Here is a 17247-nt window from a genome sequence, read left to right as displayed (position 1 = left end):
CGGCAGCCTTTTTTATAGAAAGAGGGAAAACCATGGAACAATATTTTTACACGGAAACGATGACCGTTATGAATGCGGATGCAGACTTCCGCAGCCTGCTCAAGCCCAGCGCTCTGCTGCGCTATGTGGAGCAGGTTTCGTCAGACCACGCCCGCGCCTTTGGGATGGATGACCGGTTCTTCAAAGATCGCGGCGTGGCCTTTCTGGTGGGCAAACAGGCTCTGAAGTTCAGCCGTGTGCCGCAGCGTGCCGAAACGCTGACCCTTACCTCCCGGGCGCAGGTCAGCAAACACGGTTCCGTCAAACGCATCACCACCCTTACCGATGCCGAGGGCAAAGAGGTGGCAATGGTGGATTGCCGCTGGATCGTGGCCAGCCTTACGGAGGGCCGCATCCTGCGGGAGCCGGGCTGGACGGTGGAAGGTTTCTGGAACGACACCGTAGAGGACGAACTTCCTTTGCTGCTGCATAAGTGCAAGGACGGTCTGATCAGCGCAGGGGAGTGGACAGTGCATTATTCCCAGTGCGACCTGAACGGCCACCTGAACAATGCCTTCTATCTGGATCTTGTCTGCGACGCCCTGCCGCTGGAAATAGTGCGCAAGGCCCCTGTTACCTTTGCCTCTATCAATTATCACCGGGAAATTCCTCTGGGGGAGACGGTAGAAGTGCTTTATGCGCCCTCCGCAGACGGCTGGTATGTTATCGGCAGGCATAACGGCCAGACCAGCTTTGAATGCTATCTGGAGCTGGAAAAGTAAAAAAGAAATACTGCCGGTGAACGCGCAGCGCCAGCTGCTCCCAAAGGGAGATCTGAGAAGGGGATTTTTTCTGTCCACAAAAAGTTCAAAAATTATTACAAAGAAATTACAGAAAAGCTATTGCAAATTGGTTTCAAAAGAGTTACAATATGGTTACAGCAAGGGCACAAGCCCAGCTGAGTGTGAAATCTTTTTCTTCTTGTTTTAGGGATATCGGGCACAGGTTCTCCTCCTCCGACTGTTCTCCTTCACAGTTCGTGAGCCATGTGCCGCACAGGCGGTATCCCGCTTCGTGTGCAAAAAAGCTCGTCCGTTCTGGACGAGCTTTTTTGCATCCTCTGCACCCTCAAAATGATTTTCCGCACAGGAAAGTATGACCTTACCTCGTTTTGGTGGTCAATTTGTCTGTTTTTCCGCAAAGGACATTTACAAAGTTTGGCGCGGCAGGGGTTTGTATTCTGGCTGTCTTTGTGGTAAAGTATATTCAATCAATTTATACACCGCAAACATGAAATTCGTTTTATGCTTTTGCTGTTTCCGTTTTTGATGCGTTGAGAGAAAAGGAGTTTGAACATGGCTTATTTCTATGAAGAACCTTCCCGCACTTTCGGTGAATACCTGCTGATCCCCGGCTATTCCTCCGCTGAAAACGTTCCCACTGCTGTCAGCCTCAAGACCCCTCTGGTCAAGTACCGCAAGGGTCAGGAAGAGTGCCCTCTGCAGATGAATATCCCCATGATTAGCGCCATCATGCAGTCGGTCTCCGGCGATAAGCTGGCCATTGCACTGGCTCGTCAGGGCGGTGTGTCCTTCATCTACGGTTCTCAGAGCATCGAAAACGAAGCCGCTATGGTGCGCCGCGTCAAGAGCTTCAAGGCTGGTTATGTCGTGTCCGACTCCAATCTGGCCCCCACTGCCACCCTGCACGATGTGCTGGAGCTGAAGGCACGCACCGGCCACTCCACCATTGCCATTACCGCCGATGGCACGCCCAACGGTAAGTTGCTGGGCATTGTGGCATCTCGTGACTACCGCATCAACCACACCCCGGATGATGCCCCTGTCACCACCTTCATGACCCCGCTTGAAAAGCTGGTCACTGCCCCGGAGAATACCTCTCTGCACGATTGCAACAACATCATCTGGGACAACAAGATCAACACGCTGCCTCTGGTGGATGCTGAGGGTAACCTGAAATATATGGTGTTCCGCAAGGACTACGATTCTCACAAGAAGAACGCCAACGAGCTGCTGGACGCCAACAAGAGCTATGTGGTGGGTGCCGGCATCAACACCCGCGACTATGCCGAGCGCGTGCCTGCACTGGTGGAAGCCGGTGTGGATGTGCTGTGCATCGACTCTTCTGAGGGCTATTCCGAGTGGCAGAGCCGCACCATTGGCTGGATCCGTGAGCATTACGGCGATACCGTCAAGGTGGGTGCAGGCAACGTTGTGGACGCCGAGGGCTTCCGCTTCCTGGCCGAGGCAGGCGCAGACTTTGTAAAGATCGGCATTGGCGGCGGCTCCATCTGCATCACCCGCGAGACCAAGGGCATTGGCCGCGGTCAGGCTACCGCTGTCATCGAGGTAGCAAAGGCTCGTGACGAGTACTTCAAGGAGACCGGTATCTATGTGCCGATCTGCTCCGATGGCGGTATCGTTCACGATTATCACATCACGCTGGCTCTGGCTATGGGTGCCGACTTCGTCATGCTGGGCCGCTACTTCGCCCGCTTTGACGAGAGCCCCACGAACAAGGTTCGCATCAATGGCCAGTATATGAAGGAGTACTGGGGCGAAGGTTCCAACCGTGCCCGCAACTGGCAGCGCTACGATCTGGGCGGCTCCACCAAGCTGAGCTTTGAGGAAGGCGTGGACAGCTACGTGCCCTATGCCGGCCCTCTGGCTGATGGCGTGCAGACCACTCTGTACAAGGTCAAGAGCACCATGTGCAACTGCGGTGCCCTGTCCATTCCCGAGCTGCAGCAGAAGGCCAAGCTGACGGTTGTTTCTTCCACCTCCATTGTGGAGGGCGGCAGCCACGATGTCGTGCTCAAGAATGCTACCCCCAACATCATCAATGGCTAAGCTTTTTTGATTGCAAAGCCGCCTGTGCCGTCTGGCATGGGCGGTTTTTTGCATAAAAACTCTTGAACAAGCCCGCATTTGGTGATATCATGATAGAAACGCACTGTCAAGACAGGCAGGCATGCAAACCTTCCCACAAGGAAGAGGAACGGCAAAGGCCGGAGGAAGCCTTTGTCAGGTGCAAAGAAGAGAGGATACTATTCATGGACGAAATCAAGGTTGTGCCTTACATCCCGGATGAGGACTACGACAACCCCGCAATGGTCGTGGATTTTTACGAATTTACTATGGCCAACTGCCTTTTCCTGCACGGATTCAAGGATACTACACTGGTGTTCGATATGTTCTTCCGCAAGAACCCGGACAATCAGGGCTACTCCATCAGTGCCGGTCAGCGTAAGCTGACCCGTTTTCTGCTGAATTATCATTTCAATGCACAGGATATCTGGTGGCTGCGCACCAAGGGCATGAGCGAGGAATTCTGTGAGTATCTGCGCACTTATCAGTGGAAGGGTGACATGTATGCACTGCCCGAGGGCACGGTGGCCTACCCGCATGTGCAGATGGTACGCATTGAGTGCGACCTTGTGGGTGCGATCCTGATCGAGACCTACCTGCTGCAGACCATGAACTTCCACAGCCTGATCGCGACCAAGGCCACCCGTGTCACCGGCTTGAACACCCATACGCCCCGCAGCGTCATGGAGTTCGGCACCCGCCGCGCACAGGGCAAGAGCGCTGGCAACGATGGCGCATACGCTGCTGTTCTGGGCGGCTGTGTCGGCACGGCAAACTGTCTGGCGGAGATGAAGTTCGGCGCAGATGTCAAGGCCGTTGGCACTGTGGCGCACAGCTTTATTGAGTTCTTCCCGACCGAGTTCGATGCTTTCAAAGCATTTGCAGATACCTATCCGGATTCGGTCAGCCTGCTGCTGGATACCTACAATATTATGGAGAGTGGTCTGCCCAACCTCATTAAGCTGGACGATTACCTCATCGAAAAATATCCCAACGACCCGAACCGTCGTGTCAAGAGCGCCCGCATCGACTCCGGTGACCTTGCCCGCGGCTCCAAGCGCCTGCGCAAGGCGCTGGATGCAGCAGGCAAGCCCTACATCAAGCTGGTGGCGTCCAACGGTCTGGACGAGAAGAAGATCGCCAACATGGAGCTGTACGAACACGCTCATTTTGACTCTTACGGCGTGGGCGAAAACCTGATCACTTCCGCTTCCGACCCCGTGTTCGGTGGTGTGTACAAGCTGGTGGCAGTCAAGAAGCCGGATGGCAGCTATACCCCCAAAATGAAGTGCTCGGATTCTGCCAGCAAGGCCATCATTCCGGGCAAGAAGATGCCGTGGCGTCTCTACGATGAGAACGGTCAGGCGCAGTGCGACCTGATTGCTATGGATGATGAGGTCATCGAGGCCGGCAAACCCATCACCATGGTCAATCTGGACTCGGATGCCATCGAGCGCACCGTGACCATCACACCCACCAAGGTCAGAAAGCTGCTGGTGCCCCACATCCTGAACGGCCAGCTGGCCATTGAGCTGCCCTCTATTGCGGAGAAGAAGGCCTACATTGCAAAGCAGCTCACTGAGGAGACTTGGGAAAGCGAGCTGCGTCTGGAATGCCCGCATAAGCACTATGTGAATATGACGCCGGCTGTGGCCGAGTGCCGTTCCAAGATGTATGCAGAGCTGCACGGCGGTAAGGTATAAAAGCTTTTCTTGACAAAAAAGCAAGCCTGTTGTATTATAAGAGCTGCCGTTTGAAAAGACGGTGGCTCTTCTTATGCCGCTGTGGTGAAATTGGCAGACACGAGGGACTTAAAATCCCTTTCTGGAGACAGAGTACGGGTTCGACCCCCGTCGGCGGCATGGACAAAAAGCACCTGAAATCGCTTGATTTCGGGTGCTTTTTGTTTGCCCAAAACCCGCCGGATAACCCACTTGCAGGAAATGAAATACTAAAGCAGCCCCGAGGGACCGTCAGGCTCCCCGGGGCTGTTGCGATGTATGGCTTTTTCGGCCGGGCATTTTACTTTTCCTGCGCTTTCCGCTCTGAAGGGGCGAGGGGTGCTTTTTGTAAGCCACAGTTCTATCTGCCCGGGACAGGCATATACTCATAGCAAGCTGGCAACCCCAAAAAGGAGGAAGAAATTGTGGACGAGTATTACCGTGCAGTACGGCAGCTGCCTTCGTGGCTGGCACAGCCTTTGGGGCAGCTTCCGACATCAACAGCGGCACAGATCCATGAGCTGCGATTCCGGACAGGGCATGGCATTTTTCTTACGATGTCAGGTCGGCAGGTCTGCCTGAAGGAACTTTCTGAGTGTCCGCAGTCACTGCGGGAATGCATACTGGATCAACTGCAGCTCGAAGAAATCTTTCACACTCTGTGCGGTGGTGCGGTCCATGCACATCAGAACGAACTGACGCAGGGGTTCCTTACCACACCGTCCGGCTGCAGGGTCGGAGTTGCCGGCCGCTATGTGGACCGCGACGGGCAGATGATCCTGCAGCAGGTGCAGTCGTTGAATCTGCGGATCGCGCGTGCAGTTCCTCTGATGCTGCCGGACAGGCTTTGCGAGATCCTGCAAAGGCATTTTATCGGGATGCTTGTAGTCGGTGAACCGGACAGCGGCAAAACAACATTTCTGCGGCAGATCGTTCAAAGCCTTGCCGGAATGCAGCGGAGAGTCTGCGTGGTGGACGAGCGTGGTGAAATTTATCCGCAAGAACTTTCAGGTCCGGATCAGCAGCTACCCGCAGTGGATACCCTGTCCGGCATTCCAAAGGAGCGTGCCGTGCAGATGGCGCTGCGCACTCTTTCACCGCAGGTGATCGTTCTGGACGAGCTGGGTTCACTGGCTGAAACAGCAGCGCTGGAGCAGGGCTTTTTCAGCGGGGTGGATTTTATTGCAAGCGTTCATGCCGCAAGTGCGGAGGAAGCAGTCAGACGACCGCAGATAAAGGCTTTGCAGCAGCAGGGAATGCTGCGTGTACTGGTGCTGCTGCAGGGCTGCGCCGAGCCGGGCAGGGTCCGGCAGATCGATGAGTTATGATCCAACTGTTTCATTGGGTGGGAGCAGCGCTGCTTCCGCTGTGCGGATGGCTGACCGGAGCAGCCCTTCAGGCAGGAAAAGAGCAGCATATCCTGCAGCTGCGGCATACTGTGGAATTGCTGCGGCGCATCCGGCAGGAAGTGGCATACCGCAGGCCGGATATGGAGCTGCTCTGCCGCTGTCTGATACAGGAAGGGCTGCTGACGCCTGCGGAAAAATTGCAGGCTCTCGCGCCGCCTGCAAGCTTCCGCGCCGAGGAGCGGCTTTGCTTTGAACAATGCTTTTCCGGCCTCGGCCAGTGCGAAGCTGCGCAGGAGTGTGAACGGCTGGACTACTATACCGCGCGCTTTGAAGCGTTTCTGCAGCAGGCTCAGCAGGAAGCAGCCGCCTGTGCTGGCCTGTCCTGCAGGCTGGGGTTTGCGGCAGGAGCTGTTCTGGCGCTGATTTTTTTGTAAGCGCAGGAGGATGCAGAATTGGAGATCGATCTTGTTTTTAAAATTGCAGCCATTGGCATCATTGTGGCGGTGCTGAATCAGCTGCTGATCCGTTCCGGACGGGAGGATCAGGCCATGATGACCACTCTTGCAGGCCTTGTCGTAGTGCTGTCCATTCTTGTCAAGCAGATCAGCGTCCTGTTTGTCACCATCAAGTCGCTGTTTGCGCTATGAGTACCTCCGTTTCCATCCTTGGGGCGGCAGTCGTTTTTGCGGCAGCACAGCTTTTGCTGCGCAAGGATTCTCCGTCTTATGCATTTTTGCTTTCGATCGGTGCCGCAGTATTTATACTGCTGAGGCTTGGCGCGGCTGCGCAAGATCTGATGCGGGGAGTATGGGCACTCAGCCGCCGGGTGGATGGTACTGCCTTTTCCTGTCTGCTGCGCTGTGCAGGGATCCTGCTGATTACGGATTACGCCCGGACACTGTGTGAAGAAGCAGGCGCAGATTCACTGGCGTGGTGTACAGGTTTGGCGGGGAGGCTCCTTGTTCTGGCAGCGGCATTCCCCTTGCTGGAGGAGATCTGTCAACGGATCTGGGGGCTTGCTGCATGAAATTATTTCAAAAGGCGTCCGCTGCTGTGCTTGCCGTCTGCGGAGTTTTGTCTGCGGTCCCGGGTGCGCAGGCGGCCGGGCTGCAGGATCTGCCCGGGCAGGAGCTCTGGCAACCCTATCTGAATGCTGCGCCGCAGGATGCGGATTCATTTGTCCACGATCCGGTCGGAGCGCTGCTTTCCCTTTTGCCGGCTTCTCCGCTGGAAATGATCCGGCAGATGGCGCATTGCTATGCAGATGTCCTGCTATTCCTGCTGCTTTTGATCCTGCTTTCTTTTCTGGTCGGAGAAGCGGCAGACAATGCGCTTTTGGAACTGGCAGCGGCTGTAGGGTGCGGTACCCTTTTATGGGGCGACCTGATGACCCTCGCGCAGCAGGTGTGCGAGCGGATGACAGGATGGAAAGACTACCTTCTGGGGTTCCTTCCGATCTACAGCGGGGTGCTCACCGCAGGAGGAGAAGCAAATGCCGGTGCAGCGGCAAGCGGTCTGCTGTTGACAGGGCTGTGTTTCCTTGCACAGTGCACGGCCGCAGTTATCAGTCCGCTGCTGCAAAGCTATCTTGCGGTCAGCATGGCGTGCTGCATCAGTACCCAGAGAGGACTTTCCGACACCTGCCGCGCCACAGGTGTACTGCTGCAAAAAGGGCTGCGCTGGGCCGGCCGCCTTTTTGCAGTTTTACTGGGGCTGCAGCGTGCAATAACGGTGCAGTTGGATCGTTCGGCGCTGCGGCTCGGAGAGCTGTTCACCGGCAGTGTGCCGGTCATAGGACAGGCTCTGAGCGATACGGCAGAGGTCTTTCTGACCGGAATGGGGCTGCTGAAAAGCAGTCTGGGCCTTGCGGCGCTCATGGTGATCGGTGCGGAGTTTTTGCCGCTGTATGTGCAGTTGATGCTCCATCTGGCGTTCCTCACAGTCTGCAGCCTTTTGTGCGGGCTTGCGGCGAACAGCCGCTGTCAGGCGTTGTTTGATTGTATGGCAGAAGCTGTAAAATGCATGGCTGCCATCACAGCATTGTATTTTGAACTGCTGACGGTGGGCGTCGGGCTTTTGATGATGACAGGAGGCGGATGAAGTGCAGGCATTCCAAAACGCTGCAGCTGCATTTTGCATCGCCTGCATCTGCGCAGAGGTCACTGCTTTGCTGACAGGCACAGGCTGGGCGGGCAGATGCATAAAAGCTGTTGCCGGGCTATATATTCTAGTAGTCCTTTTCCGGCTGGCACCGGGTGTGAAGCCGGAACTGAAAAGCGCCATGGAGGCGGTACCGTCCTCTGTCCATATCCAGAGTGTCGAAATATCGATCCTGCAGAAAGCGCAGGAGCGGCTGGAAAGCTCCCTGCGGACAGAGTGTATGCAGCGCTTTGGGGTACCGATAGAACTGGACATCACGCTGACGCAGGAGGGGCAGACCGTACAGGCTGGATCTGCAGGTTTTACCATCCTATCAGAATGTACCGACGCAGAAAAGCAGCAGGTCGCCGCATATCTGCAGGAAGCACTCGGCACGGCATCGGTACGGGAGATGCAGGAGGAAGTCGGATGAAAGAAACAGAGGGCTTTTCCATCCGTCTCTTTGCCGAAAAATGCAAAGGAAAGCAGGGCAGGGCAAGGCTTGCGGCTGCAGTAGGACTGCTGGCAATGCTGTTGATCCTGCTGTCGGAGCTTTTCCCGCAGCCTTCTGCGGCAGGCAGCACCCAGAAAGCCAAAAGCACGCAAAGCAACACCGAATATCAGGCACAATTGGAGGAGCGGCTGGAACGGCTGATCTCTCATATGAGCGGTGCGGGCAAGACCACTGTGATGGTCACACTGGGGACCGGGGAGGAAGTGATCTATGCATTGGACACGCAGTCCGGAGACTTGCAGTCGCAGCAGACGCATGTTTTGCTGGAGGATGGTTCTGCCCTGACTGAGACGGTCTGCGTGCCGCAGGTCTGCGGCGTGGCAGTGCTGTGCGAGGGCGGCGGTGATGTCCGGATCGCGGCCCGGATCACAGAACTGGTGAGCGCATTGCTGGATCTGCCGTCCAATCACATTTGTGTGGAGCAGCGCAAGGGCTGAGTCCCGGAAACTTTTATAAGGAGGAACGATCTATGAGAGCACTTTCTGGAAATACCCGCAAAGCTACTGCCGTTACACTGGCCGCAGCGCTGGTGATCGCCGTGTACTTAAACTGGCAGTATGCCCGCAGCGATGTACCTGCGGAGCTGGAAAGCACTGCTGCTGTCGCGGCGCAGGTGGAGGATGTTCCGGTGCAGGCCGATGCCATTCTGGATGAATTGCCTACCGAAGCGGAAGCGGTTTCCAGTGCAAATAAAAATTATGGCGAGGCACAGCTGGTAAGTGTTGCCAGTGACAGCGGTGCAAAGTTCTTTGAGCAGGCCCGTCTTAAACGACAGAAAGCCCACGATGAAGCGATGGATTCCATTAAAAAGACGATGAAGGCTTCCTCTCTTTCCGCAGAAGAAAAGAAGGAATACACCTCCCAGCTGACAGCGAATCTGGAAGACCTGAATGCAGAAAATGAGATCGAGACCCTAATCAGGGCCAAAGGCTTTGCCGACTGCCTGTGCTTTTTGCAGTCTGGCCGGGCAGATCTGACCGTTATGACCTCAGGCCAGCCGCTCACTGCCACACAGGTGGCGCAGATCCGCGATGTGGTGCTGAGCAAAAGCAGTGTGACGGCACAGAATATCACAGTGGTGGAGGTCAAATAGGACACAGTCCTGCCATTTTGTCCCAGCATAGCTGCAGAAGGCAGAGTTTTCCCAAACAAGTATTGAAATCACCCCCGCTTTGATGGTATAATAACTCTATCAATCAAGCATGATGTTGTCCTGCGTATGGCATTGATCGTTTCAGGCAGGACCATTTTAAACAGGAAAAAGCAGGCGGACTGCCCGCTTTTGGATGGAGGACAACACAATGGATTTTCAGAATACGAATCTTCAGGGCGGCAGCCTTCAGATCTCCACCGAGGTTATTGGCAAGATCGCACGCTGTGCAGCGTTGGAAATTGACGGCGTTGCTGAGGTCTCCTGCGGCAAGCAGAATAAAAAGCTCAAGGATCTGCTGGAAGCTTCCAGCATCCAGTCTCCGGTCACGGTGGAAATGCGGGATGGTACCGCAAGCATCACCCTGAACCTGATGGTAAGCTTTGGAGCACGGATCCCTGCCGTGGCAGAAAAGGTACAGGAAAACGTGAAGACCGCTGTGCAGAACATGACCAATGTTACGGTGAGCCGGGTCAATCTGGTCATTGCCGGTCTGGCAGATGCTGCAGCAGCGCAGGAATAAAACAAAATCAAACAGGAAAGACCGATCCTCTCTGCCGCTTCAGGCAGAGGGGGTTCGTGTTGCGAGAGGAACATTATGGAAAACATTTTGCCCCGTAGAGAAGCCCGCGAGAATGCATTTTTGCTGGCATTTTCGCAGACCTTTGGTGATATCCCGCTGGCAGAAGCCATCATCAACCACGAAGAAAACGATGAAGAACATCCGGTGGATGGCTTCAGCAAGCATCTGCTGAATGCATACTACGATCATTCTGCCGAAGTGGACGACGAGATCCGCGCACATCTGCGCAACTGGACCATGGAGCGTCTGCCCCGGGTGAGCCTGACAGTTCTTCGTCTGGCAATTGCAGAAATGCTGTTTGGCGGTGAGAACAAGCCCGGCGTCGCCATCAACGAGGCAGTCGAGCTGACCAAAAAGTATGGTGCAGACGAAGATTACCAGTTCGTGAACGGTCTGCTTGGCGCAGTGGCCCGGGATCATGGTCTGGATGCAGATGCCGCAGCGGAGCAGGCCGAACAGTGAGCCGCTATACGCTTGGCATTGATACAAGCAACTACGCAACCTCTCTGGCAGTGTTTGATACAGCTGGAGAGGTTGTTTGCGCAAAAAAACGTTTTCTGCCGGTAAAAGAAGGCCAGCTGGGCCTGCGGCAGAGCGATGCACTGTTTCATCATACGGTCGCGCTGCCGGAAATGATGCAGGAGCTTGCGCAGGAATTTGATCTGACAAAGATCGATGCTGTCGGAGTGTCGCAGAAGCCGCGCCCAGTGGAGGGCAGCTATATGCCATGCTTTCTGGCGGGCGTCAGTGCGGCTGCGGCCTTTGCGCAGGCAAAGGGCATCCCTCTTGTGCGGACCACCCATCAGCAGGGTCACGCTGCGGCAGCACTGTTTGCAGCCAAGGGGGAACAGCTGTTTGCTGAAAAAGTTCTGCTGTTCCATATTTCCGGCGGTACGACGGACCTGCTGCTCTGCGATCAGGTGCGTCAGATCACGACTCTTGGCACCAGCACCGATCTCTACGCCGGACAGGCTGTGGATCGTGTGGGGGTCAAACTGGGCTTTGGTTTCCCGGCGGGTGCTGAAGTTTCCCGTCTGGCTGCGCAGTGCGGGGAAGAGATCCGGCCGAAGTCCAGTGTAAAGGGAATGCAGTGCAGCCTTTCCGGGCTGGAAAACCAGTGCAACGGTTTGCTGGCCGCAGGCAAAACGCCGGAGTATGTCTGCAAATATTGTTTGCTCTGTGTGGCAGATACGGTGGTCAAAATGACAAAGGCCGCGCAGAAGGAATACCCCGGTCTTCCGGTGGTCTGTGCCGGCGGCGTGATGAGCAGCGATATCATCCGCGCATGGGTGCAAAAGCGGCTGCCGCAGGTGTATTTTGTGCCGGGAATGTATTCCAGCGATAATGCCATCGGCGTTTCGATCCTTGCAGCACGGGAGGCCGGATTATGGCTGAAGTGATTACCGTTTCGGCCCTGAACCACTACGTTAAAATGCTGCTGGATGCAAACGACAGATTGTTTGACATTGCCCTGCGCGGTGAGATCGCAAACTTTGTACAGAACGCACGCAGCGGCCACTGCTATTTTTCCCTGCGGGATGAAGCCAGCAGCGTGAAGGCTGTAATGTTCCGTGCAGATGCCCGCCGTCTTGCCTTCCGCCCGGAAGAGGGGATGCGCGTTGTGGTACGCTGCCGTGCGACCCTTTATGAGCGCGACGGTGCCTTTCAGCTGTATGTGAACGATATGTTTCCGGATGGCGTTGGTGCCGCACAGCTTGCATTGGAGCAGCTCAAAGCAAAGCTGGAGCAGGAGGGTCTGTTTGCCCTGGAACATAAAAAGCCGCTGCCGGCATTCCCTAAATGCATTGGTGTTGTCACCAGCAAAACGGGAGCCGCATTGCAGGATATCCGCAATGTACTCACCCGGCGCTGGCCCTCGGTACAGCTGCTTTTGTGTCCGGTAACGGTGCAGGGCTTTGAGGCAGCACAGCAGGTCGCAGATGCGATCCGGAAGCTGGACCAGCGCAAAGAGGTGGACGAGATCATCGTGGCCCGCGGCGGCGGCAGCAGGGAAGATCTGTGGGTGTTCAATGCTGAAGTGATCGCACGGGCGGCCTACCGCTGCAAAAAACCACTGATCAGCGCGATCGGCCATGAGATCGACTATACGATCCTGGACTTTGTAGCCGACCGGAGAGCCCCTACACCTTCCGCTGCGGCAGAGCTTGCCGTGCCGGATCGGGAAGAGCAGAAACGGATATTACTGGATTTGCAGCAAAATATTCGTAAAAATATGCAAAACCGTCTCGATTTATGCTATAATGGTCTGGAACAATACAACTTTGTGTTGGAGCAGGGGCCTGCACGCCAAAGCTGGCAGAAAAAGCATGACCTGCTGCAACAGGCGAAAGATGAGATCCGACAGCAGATGCAGACGCAGCAGAATGATGCAGAGCTTCAGCTCCAGCATGCCGCAGCGCTTGCCGGGTCACTGAACCCTTATAAGGTGCTGGCCCGCGGCTATGCTATGGTCACAGCAGCAAATGGAGCCATTCTGGATGCAGAAGGTCTGCAGCCGGAAAAAACAATATATGTTCGCAGCGTTTCTCACCGGGCAAAATGCCGGGTAGAAGCGGTGGAGGAGATCAATGAGAACACCCAAAAGTTTTGAAGAGGGCATGGAACGGCTGAATACGATCCTTGTTCAGATGCAGAGTGAAGAGACCACCCTTGCAGATTCGGTCAAGCTGTACGCAGAAGCGGCTTCTCTGATGGAGTATTGCCATGCTGCATTGGAAAAGACATCTCTGCAGATCAGCGAGATCGATGCAAAGCTTGCAGGTACAGTGCAGGAGGAAAGCTGATGGATCACAAAGAGCAGTATCAGAGTTACCTTGCACAGGCAATGTCCGCACTGGAACATGCCTGTGCCCACTTTCTGCCGGAAGAGTCTGAGGTGTGCCGTGCAGCACGCTACAGTCTGATGGGCGGCGGCAAGCGGATCCGCGCCGTTCTGGTGCTCAGTGTCTGTGATATGCTGGGCGGTAATATGCAGGCGGCAGAGCAGTTTGCGGCTGCAGTGGAAATGCTGCATTGCTACTCGCTCATCCATGATGATCTGCCCTGCATGGATAATGATGATCTGCGTCGTGGCAGACCTTCCTGCCATAAAGCTTTTGACGAGGCGACCGCTATGCTGGCCGGCGATGTTCTTTTGACAGAGGCATTTGAAGTGATCGCCAATGCCCCGGCAGATGCCGATGTCTGTGTACGGGCCGCAGCTGCACTGAGTGCAGGTGCGGGCAGCCGCGGTATGGTCTATGGACAGGAGCTGGATCTGAAGTACGAAGCGCTGGCCGCTACGGAAGAGCAGCTCCGGCTGATCCACCGCAACAAAACGGGCGCACTGATCAATGCGGCGATTCAGATGGGTGCTGCTGCTGCAAGGGCAGATGACGCTCAGTGCCGGGCACTGGAGCACTATGCTTACGGTCTGGGGCTGGTTTTTCAGATTGTGGACGATGTGCTGGACGTTACCAGTACTCCGGAACAGCTGGGCAAGCCCATCGGCAGCGACAGCGAGAATGGCAAGACTACTTTCGTGACCCTTTATGGCGCAGAAGGGGCTATGCAGCTTGCACAGGATCTGAACAATGAGACCTGTGCAGAGCTGCGCCGGAACTTTGGCGGCAAGGCTGCATTTCTGGAACAGCTTGCACAGCAGCTTCTTGTGCGCAAAAACTAAAACGATCCATACAGAATAAAGGAAAAAGACTATGCAGTTTATTCAAAACATCCTGTCGTTCAATCAGATCCTGACGGTTTCCCTGCTTGGCTGGTTTGTGGCCCAGGTGCTCAAAACCGTTATCAATTTTATCCTGCTGGGTAAATTCCAGCTGGAGCGCATGTGGGGCGATGGCGGCATGCCCAGCGCGCACAGCGCAACGGTCTGTGCAATGGTTATTGCTACCGGGCGCTGTGTAGGTGTTGATTCTGCTATTTTTGCCGTGGCGAGCGTTGTGGCGATCATCACGATGCACGATGCAATGGGCGTGCGGCATGAGACTGGTGAGCAGGCCAAGGTGCTCAATCAGATGATCGATCAGTGGATCGACATCAGCGAAAAGAACGCACCGTTCCTTCAGAATATGCATCTGAAGGAAATGGTCGGCCATACACCGCTGCAGGTAGTGGCAGGTGTTCTGGTGGGTATAGCAGTTGGTTTTCTGTATCCGCTGGTGTGATGAATGGCATCGGCCTAGACTCTGCATTTGAAGGACGTGTGATTTTATGGGAGTATTGCTGCTGGACAGCATCAATCAGCCCGCAGATTTAAAACAATTAAATGAAAAGCAGGTAGAACAGCTTTGTGAGGAGATCCGCAGCTTTCTGCTGAAAAACATCTCTAAAACCGGTGGACATCTGGCGTCGAACCTTGGCATGGTAGAGCTTACGGTGGCATTGCACCGCGTGCTGGAGACCCCGCAGGATAAGATCGTATTCGATGTGGGCCATCAATGCTACACCCATAAGATCCTTACAGGACGGCGCGGACAGTTTGAGCAGCTTCGTCAGTTGGACGGCATTTCCGGATTTCCAAACCCGAACGAAAGTGTGCATGATGCATTCATTGCCGGGCATGGCAACACAGCCCTTTCGCTTGCTATTGGCATGGCATGGGCCAAAAAGCTGCATCATGAGCAGGGGCTTGTTGTGGCAGTGATTGGTGATGGTGCCTTTACCGGCGGCATGGTCTACGAGGGCATGAACAACATCGAGCACTTGGACAACCTGCTTGTGATCCTGAACGACAATAAAATGTCGATCTCTAAGAATGTTGGTGCACTTGCCCGTTATCTGACCCATCTGCGTACGACCACCGCCTATGTGGATGCCAAGGATAATGTGCGCGGTTTTTTGGATGCCGTTCCGCTGGTGGGCACCCCGCTGAAAAATACCCTCACCGATTGTAAAACGCTCCTGCGCCGTGCGATGTACCACTCCACGATGTTCGAGGATATGGGATTCCAATATCTTGGCCCTGTGGATGGCCACAATGTGGAAGAGCTGGAACGCACACTCCGCACGCTCCGCGGTCGGCCGGGGCCGCACTTTTTGCATGTTATCACGAAAAAAGGTAAGGGCTATCAGCCCGCCGAAGTGAACCCCGGCAACTATCACGGAGTTTCTGCTTTCGATCTGGACGGGATGCCCGACCCGGAAGTGGCGCCCAAGGAGTCATTCTCAACTGTATTTGGCAAAGCACTCGTGACAGAAGGGGAGAAAAATCAGGATCTCTGTGCCATTACAGCAGCGATGAAATATGGCACCGGTCTTCAGTTTTTTGCACACAGCCATCCAACACGCTTTTTTGATGTCGGAATGGCAGAGCAGCACGCTGTCACCTTTGCAGCAGGCCTTGCAAGTCAGGGAATGCTGCCGGTAGTCTGCATTTATTCCACCTTTCTGCAGCGCTCCTATGATCAGATCATTCACGATGTCAATTTGCTGCAGGAAAATGTGGTGTTTGCGATCGACCGCGCAGGCTTTGTTCCCGGGGACGGCGAGACCCATCAGGGAATCTATGACCCGGCTTTTCTGAGCCAGATCAATATCCCGTTGTATGCACCTTCCAATTATCAGGAACTGACCTACTGGCTGCAGCAACTGCTGAGCGACCGCTTCCATGGCCCGCGTGCGATCCGTTATCCGCGCGGTGGACAGGATGCTGTGCTGGCAGGATTTGGCTGCAGCGGTCAGGAGTACGATTATCTGTATAAGAACGAGAATGCAACAATCGTTCTGGTGAGCTATGCGGATGAATTGACCGATGTTTTACAGGCTGCACAGGAACTGAAGCAAAAAGATATCGTGTGTGACGTGCTGAAGCTTGTAAAGCTATATCCCTTTACAGAAAAAGTTCTCGATGAACTGATAAAATATCAGAAAATACTGTTTGCGGAAGAATGCATTGCAAACGGAAGCATCGGTGAGCATTTGGAGTATGCTTTGCAGCAAAAAGGATGGAATGGATGTTTTATCCATCTTTCTGTGCGGGATGTGCGTCTTCCTCATGCCAGTGTGGCGCAGATCAAACAGGCAACAGGACTGGATGCTGCCAGCCTTGTACAGACGGTTCAGATGGCCGTGACGAAAGGAGAAAGTTTATCGTGAAGATTCGGTTGGATCAATATCTTGTTCAGCATGGCCTGACACAGAGCCGGGAGCGTGCAAAGGCATTGATCATGTCCGGCATCGTATTTGTCAATGAACAGAAGGTGGACAAGGCCGGCGAAATGATCAAAGAGGATGCCAAGGTAGAAGTGCGCGGACATGATATCGGTTATGTGAGCCGCGGCGGTCTGAAGCTGGAAAAAGCCATGCAGTGTTTTCCGCTGACGCCGAATGGCAAAGTCTGCATGGATATCGGTGCATCTACAGGCGGCTTTACGGACTGTATGCTGCAGAATGGTGCCACCAAGGTCTATGCCGTGGATGTCGGCTATGGTCAGCTTGCATGGAGTCTGCGCACCGATGAACGTGTTGTGAATATGGAACGCACGAACATCCGCAATGTCACGCTGGAAGATCTGGCAGAGCCCATCGAGTTTTTCAGTGTGGATGTTTCTTTTATTTCACTGCATCACATTTTCCCGGTGGCACAGGCCATCACCACACCGGATGCCATGGGCGTTTGTCTGGTCAAGCCTCAATTTGAGGCAGGCCGCGAAAAAGTGGGCAAAAACGGTGTTGTGCGCGACCCGGCTACCCACCGTGAGGTCCTGCACAATGCAATGGGTTATGCTGCTGCAAACGGCTTTGTTGTGCGCGGACTGGATTTCAGTCCGGTGAAGGGCCCGGAAGGCAATATTGAATATTTGATGTTCGTGCAGAAGAGTACAGAGCCTGCCGTGCTGGACGACAGTGCTGTAGAACAGGTGGTAGCTGCAAGCCACAGTACGCTGGACCGCTGAGGGATACGCA

Annotated in this window: 19 protein-coding genes and 1 tRNA gene; all 20 read left to right on the top strand. The window is 54.8% G+C overall.

All coding sequences use genetic code 11. The features are described from left to right. Nucleotides 1-32 precede the first annotated feature (32 nt). Entirely contained in the window at nt 33-761 is a 729-nt protein-coding gene (locus tag MTP37_RS07190) for an acyl-[acyl-carrier-protein] thioesterase (protein WP_249236665.1), read from the top strand. Between the two features lie 573 nt (nt 762-1334). Continuing rightward, entirely contained in the window at nt 1335-2849 is a 1515-nt protein-coding gene (locus MTP37_RS07185) for an IMP dehydrogenase (RefSeq protein WP_249236664.1), read from the top strand. 203 nt (nt 2850-3052) lie between these two features. Further along, complete coding sequence (locus MTP37_RS07180) at nt 3053-4570, top strand: nicotinate phosphoribosyltransferase (protein ID WP_249236663.1); 1518 nt, start codon at nt 3053-3055, stop codon at nt 4568-4570. Nucleotides 4571-4645: 75 nt separating this feature from the next. Then, nucleotides 4646-4729, top strand: a tRNA-Leu gene (locus tag MTP37_RS07175). 284 nt (nt 4730-5013) lie between these two features. After that, nucleotides 5014-5916 carry an ATPase, T2SS/T4P/T4SS family gene (locus tag MTP37_RS07170; protein WP_249236662.1) on the top strand — a complete coding sequence of 301 codons (903 nt, stop codon included), beginning with the start codon at nt 5014-5016 and terminating at the stop codon, nt 5914-5916. Then, nucleotides 5913-6371: a stage III sporulation protein AB gene (locus MTP37_RS07165; protein ID WP_249236661.1), complete on the top strand. Its 459-nt coding sequence runs from the start codon at nt 5913-5915 to the stop codon at nt 6369-6371. The genes MTP37_RS07170 and MTP37_RS07165 overlap by 4 nt, the downstream gene beginning before the upstream one ends. Before the next feature lie 18 nt (nt 6372-6389). Further along, complete coding sequence (gene spoIIIAC, locus MTP37_RS07160; RefSeq protein ID WP_249236660.1) at nt 6390-6584, top strand: stage III sporulation protein AC; 195 nt, start codon at nt 6390-6392, stop codon at nt 6582-6584. A gap of 376 nt (nt 6585-6960) precedes the next feature. Next, complete coding sequence (locus MTP37_RS07150; RefSeq protein WP_249236659.1) at nt 6961-8037, top strand: stage III sporulation protein AE; 1077 nt, start codon at nt 6961-6963, stop codon at nt 8035-8037. A gap of 1 nt (nt 8038) precedes the next feature. Then, nucleotides 8039-8509 carry a hypothetical protein gene (locus tag MTP37_RS07145; protein WP_249236658.1) on the top strand — a complete coding sequence of 157 codons (471 nt, stop codon included), beginning with the start codon at nt 8039-8041 and terminating at the stop codon, nt 8507-8509. After that, nucleotides 8506-9027 carry a stage III sporulation protein AG gene (locus MTP37_RS07140; RefSeq protein ID WP_249236657.1) on the top strand — a complete coding sequence of 174 codons (522 nt, stop codon included), beginning with the start codon at nt 8506-8508 and terminating at the stop codon, nt 9025-9027. Before MTP37_RS07145 ends, MTP37_RS07140 begins: the two co-directional genes overlap by 4 nt. Before the next feature lie 32 nt (nt 9028-9059). Then, complete coding sequence (locus MTP37_RS07135) at nt 9060-9683, top strand: SpoIIIAH-like family protein (RefSeq protein ID WP_249236656.1); 624 nt, start codon at nt 9060-9062, stop codon at nt 9681-9683. Nucleotides 9684-9876: 193 nt separating this feature from the next. Next, nucleotides 9877-10263: an Asp23/Gls24 family envelope stress response protein gene (locus MTP37_RS07130; protein ID WP_249236655.1), complete on the top strand. Its 387-nt coding sequence runs from the start codon at nt 9877-9879 to the stop codon at nt 10261-10263. A gap of 75 nt (nt 10264-10338) precedes the next feature. Further along, nucleotides 10339-10785: a transcription antitermination factor NusB gene (gene nusB / locus MTP37_RS07125; RefSeq protein ID WP_249236654.1), complete on the top strand. Its 447-nt coding sequence runs from the start codon at nt 10339-10341 to the stop codon at nt 10783-10785. Then, on the top strand, nt 10782-11723 hold the full coding sequence (locus MTP37_RS07120; RefSeq protein ID WP_249236653.1) for a tRNA (adenosine(37)-N6)-threonylcarbamoyltransferase complex transferase subunit TsaD: 942 nt from the start codon (nt 10782-10784) through the stop codon (nt 11721-11723). The genes nusB and MTP37_RS07120 overlap by 4 nt, the downstream gene beginning before the upstream one ends. Continuing rightward, on the top strand, nt 11711-12934 hold the full coding sequence (gene xseA / locus MTP37_RS07115) for an exodeoxyribonuclease VII large subunit (RefSeq protein ID WP_249236652.1): 1224 nt from the start codon (nt 11711-11713) through the stop codon (nt 12932-12934). The genes MTP37_RS07120 and xseA overlap by 13 nt, the downstream gene beginning before the upstream one ends. Beyond that, nucleotides 12912-13127, top strand: a complete 216-nt coding sequence (xseB, locus tag MTP37_RS07110) for an exodeoxyribonuclease VII small subunit (RefSeq protein ID WP_249236651.1) — start codon at nt 12912-12914, stop codon at nt 13125-13127. Before xseA ends, xseB begins: the two co-directional genes overlap by 23 nt. Next, a complete protein-coding gene (locus MTP37_RS07105) occupies nt 13127-14008 on the top strand; it encodes a polyprenyl synthetase family protein (protein ID WP_249236650.1) in 882 nt (293 codons plus the stop codon). Before xseB ends, MTP37_RS07105 begins: the two co-directional genes overlap by 1 nt. A gap of 31 nt (nt 14009-14039) precedes the next feature. Then, nucleotides 14040-14507, top strand: coding sequence for a divergent PAP2 family protein (locus tag MTP37_RS07100; RefSeq protein ID WP_249236649.1), 468 nt, complete (start codon nt 14040-14042; stop codon nt 14505-14507). A 46-nt stretch (nt 14508-14553) separates the two neighbouring features. Beyond that, nucleotides 14554-16437, top strand: a complete 1884-nt coding sequence (gene dxs / locus MTP37_RS07095; protein WP_249236648.1) for a 1-deoxy-D-xylulose-5-phosphate synthase — start codon at nt 14554-14556, stop codon at nt 16435-16437. Next, the gene (locus MTP37_RS07090) at nt 16434-17237 is read left to right on the top strand and encodes a TlyA family RNA methyltransferase (protein ID WP_249236647.1); all 804 of its coding nucleotides are present in this window, start codon (nt 16434-16436) and stop codon (nt 17235-17237) included. Before dxs ends, MTP37_RS07090 begins: the two co-directional genes overlap by 4 nt. Nucleotides 17238-17247 lie beyond the last annotated feature (10 nt).

The organism is Faecalibacterium sp. HTF-F, assembly GCF_023347535.1.
Lineage (GTDB): Bacteria > Bacillota > Clostridia > Oscillospirales > Ruminococcaceae > Faecalibacterium > Faecalibacterium wellingii.
This window is presented reverse-complemented; position numbering and strand designations above follow the sequence as displayed.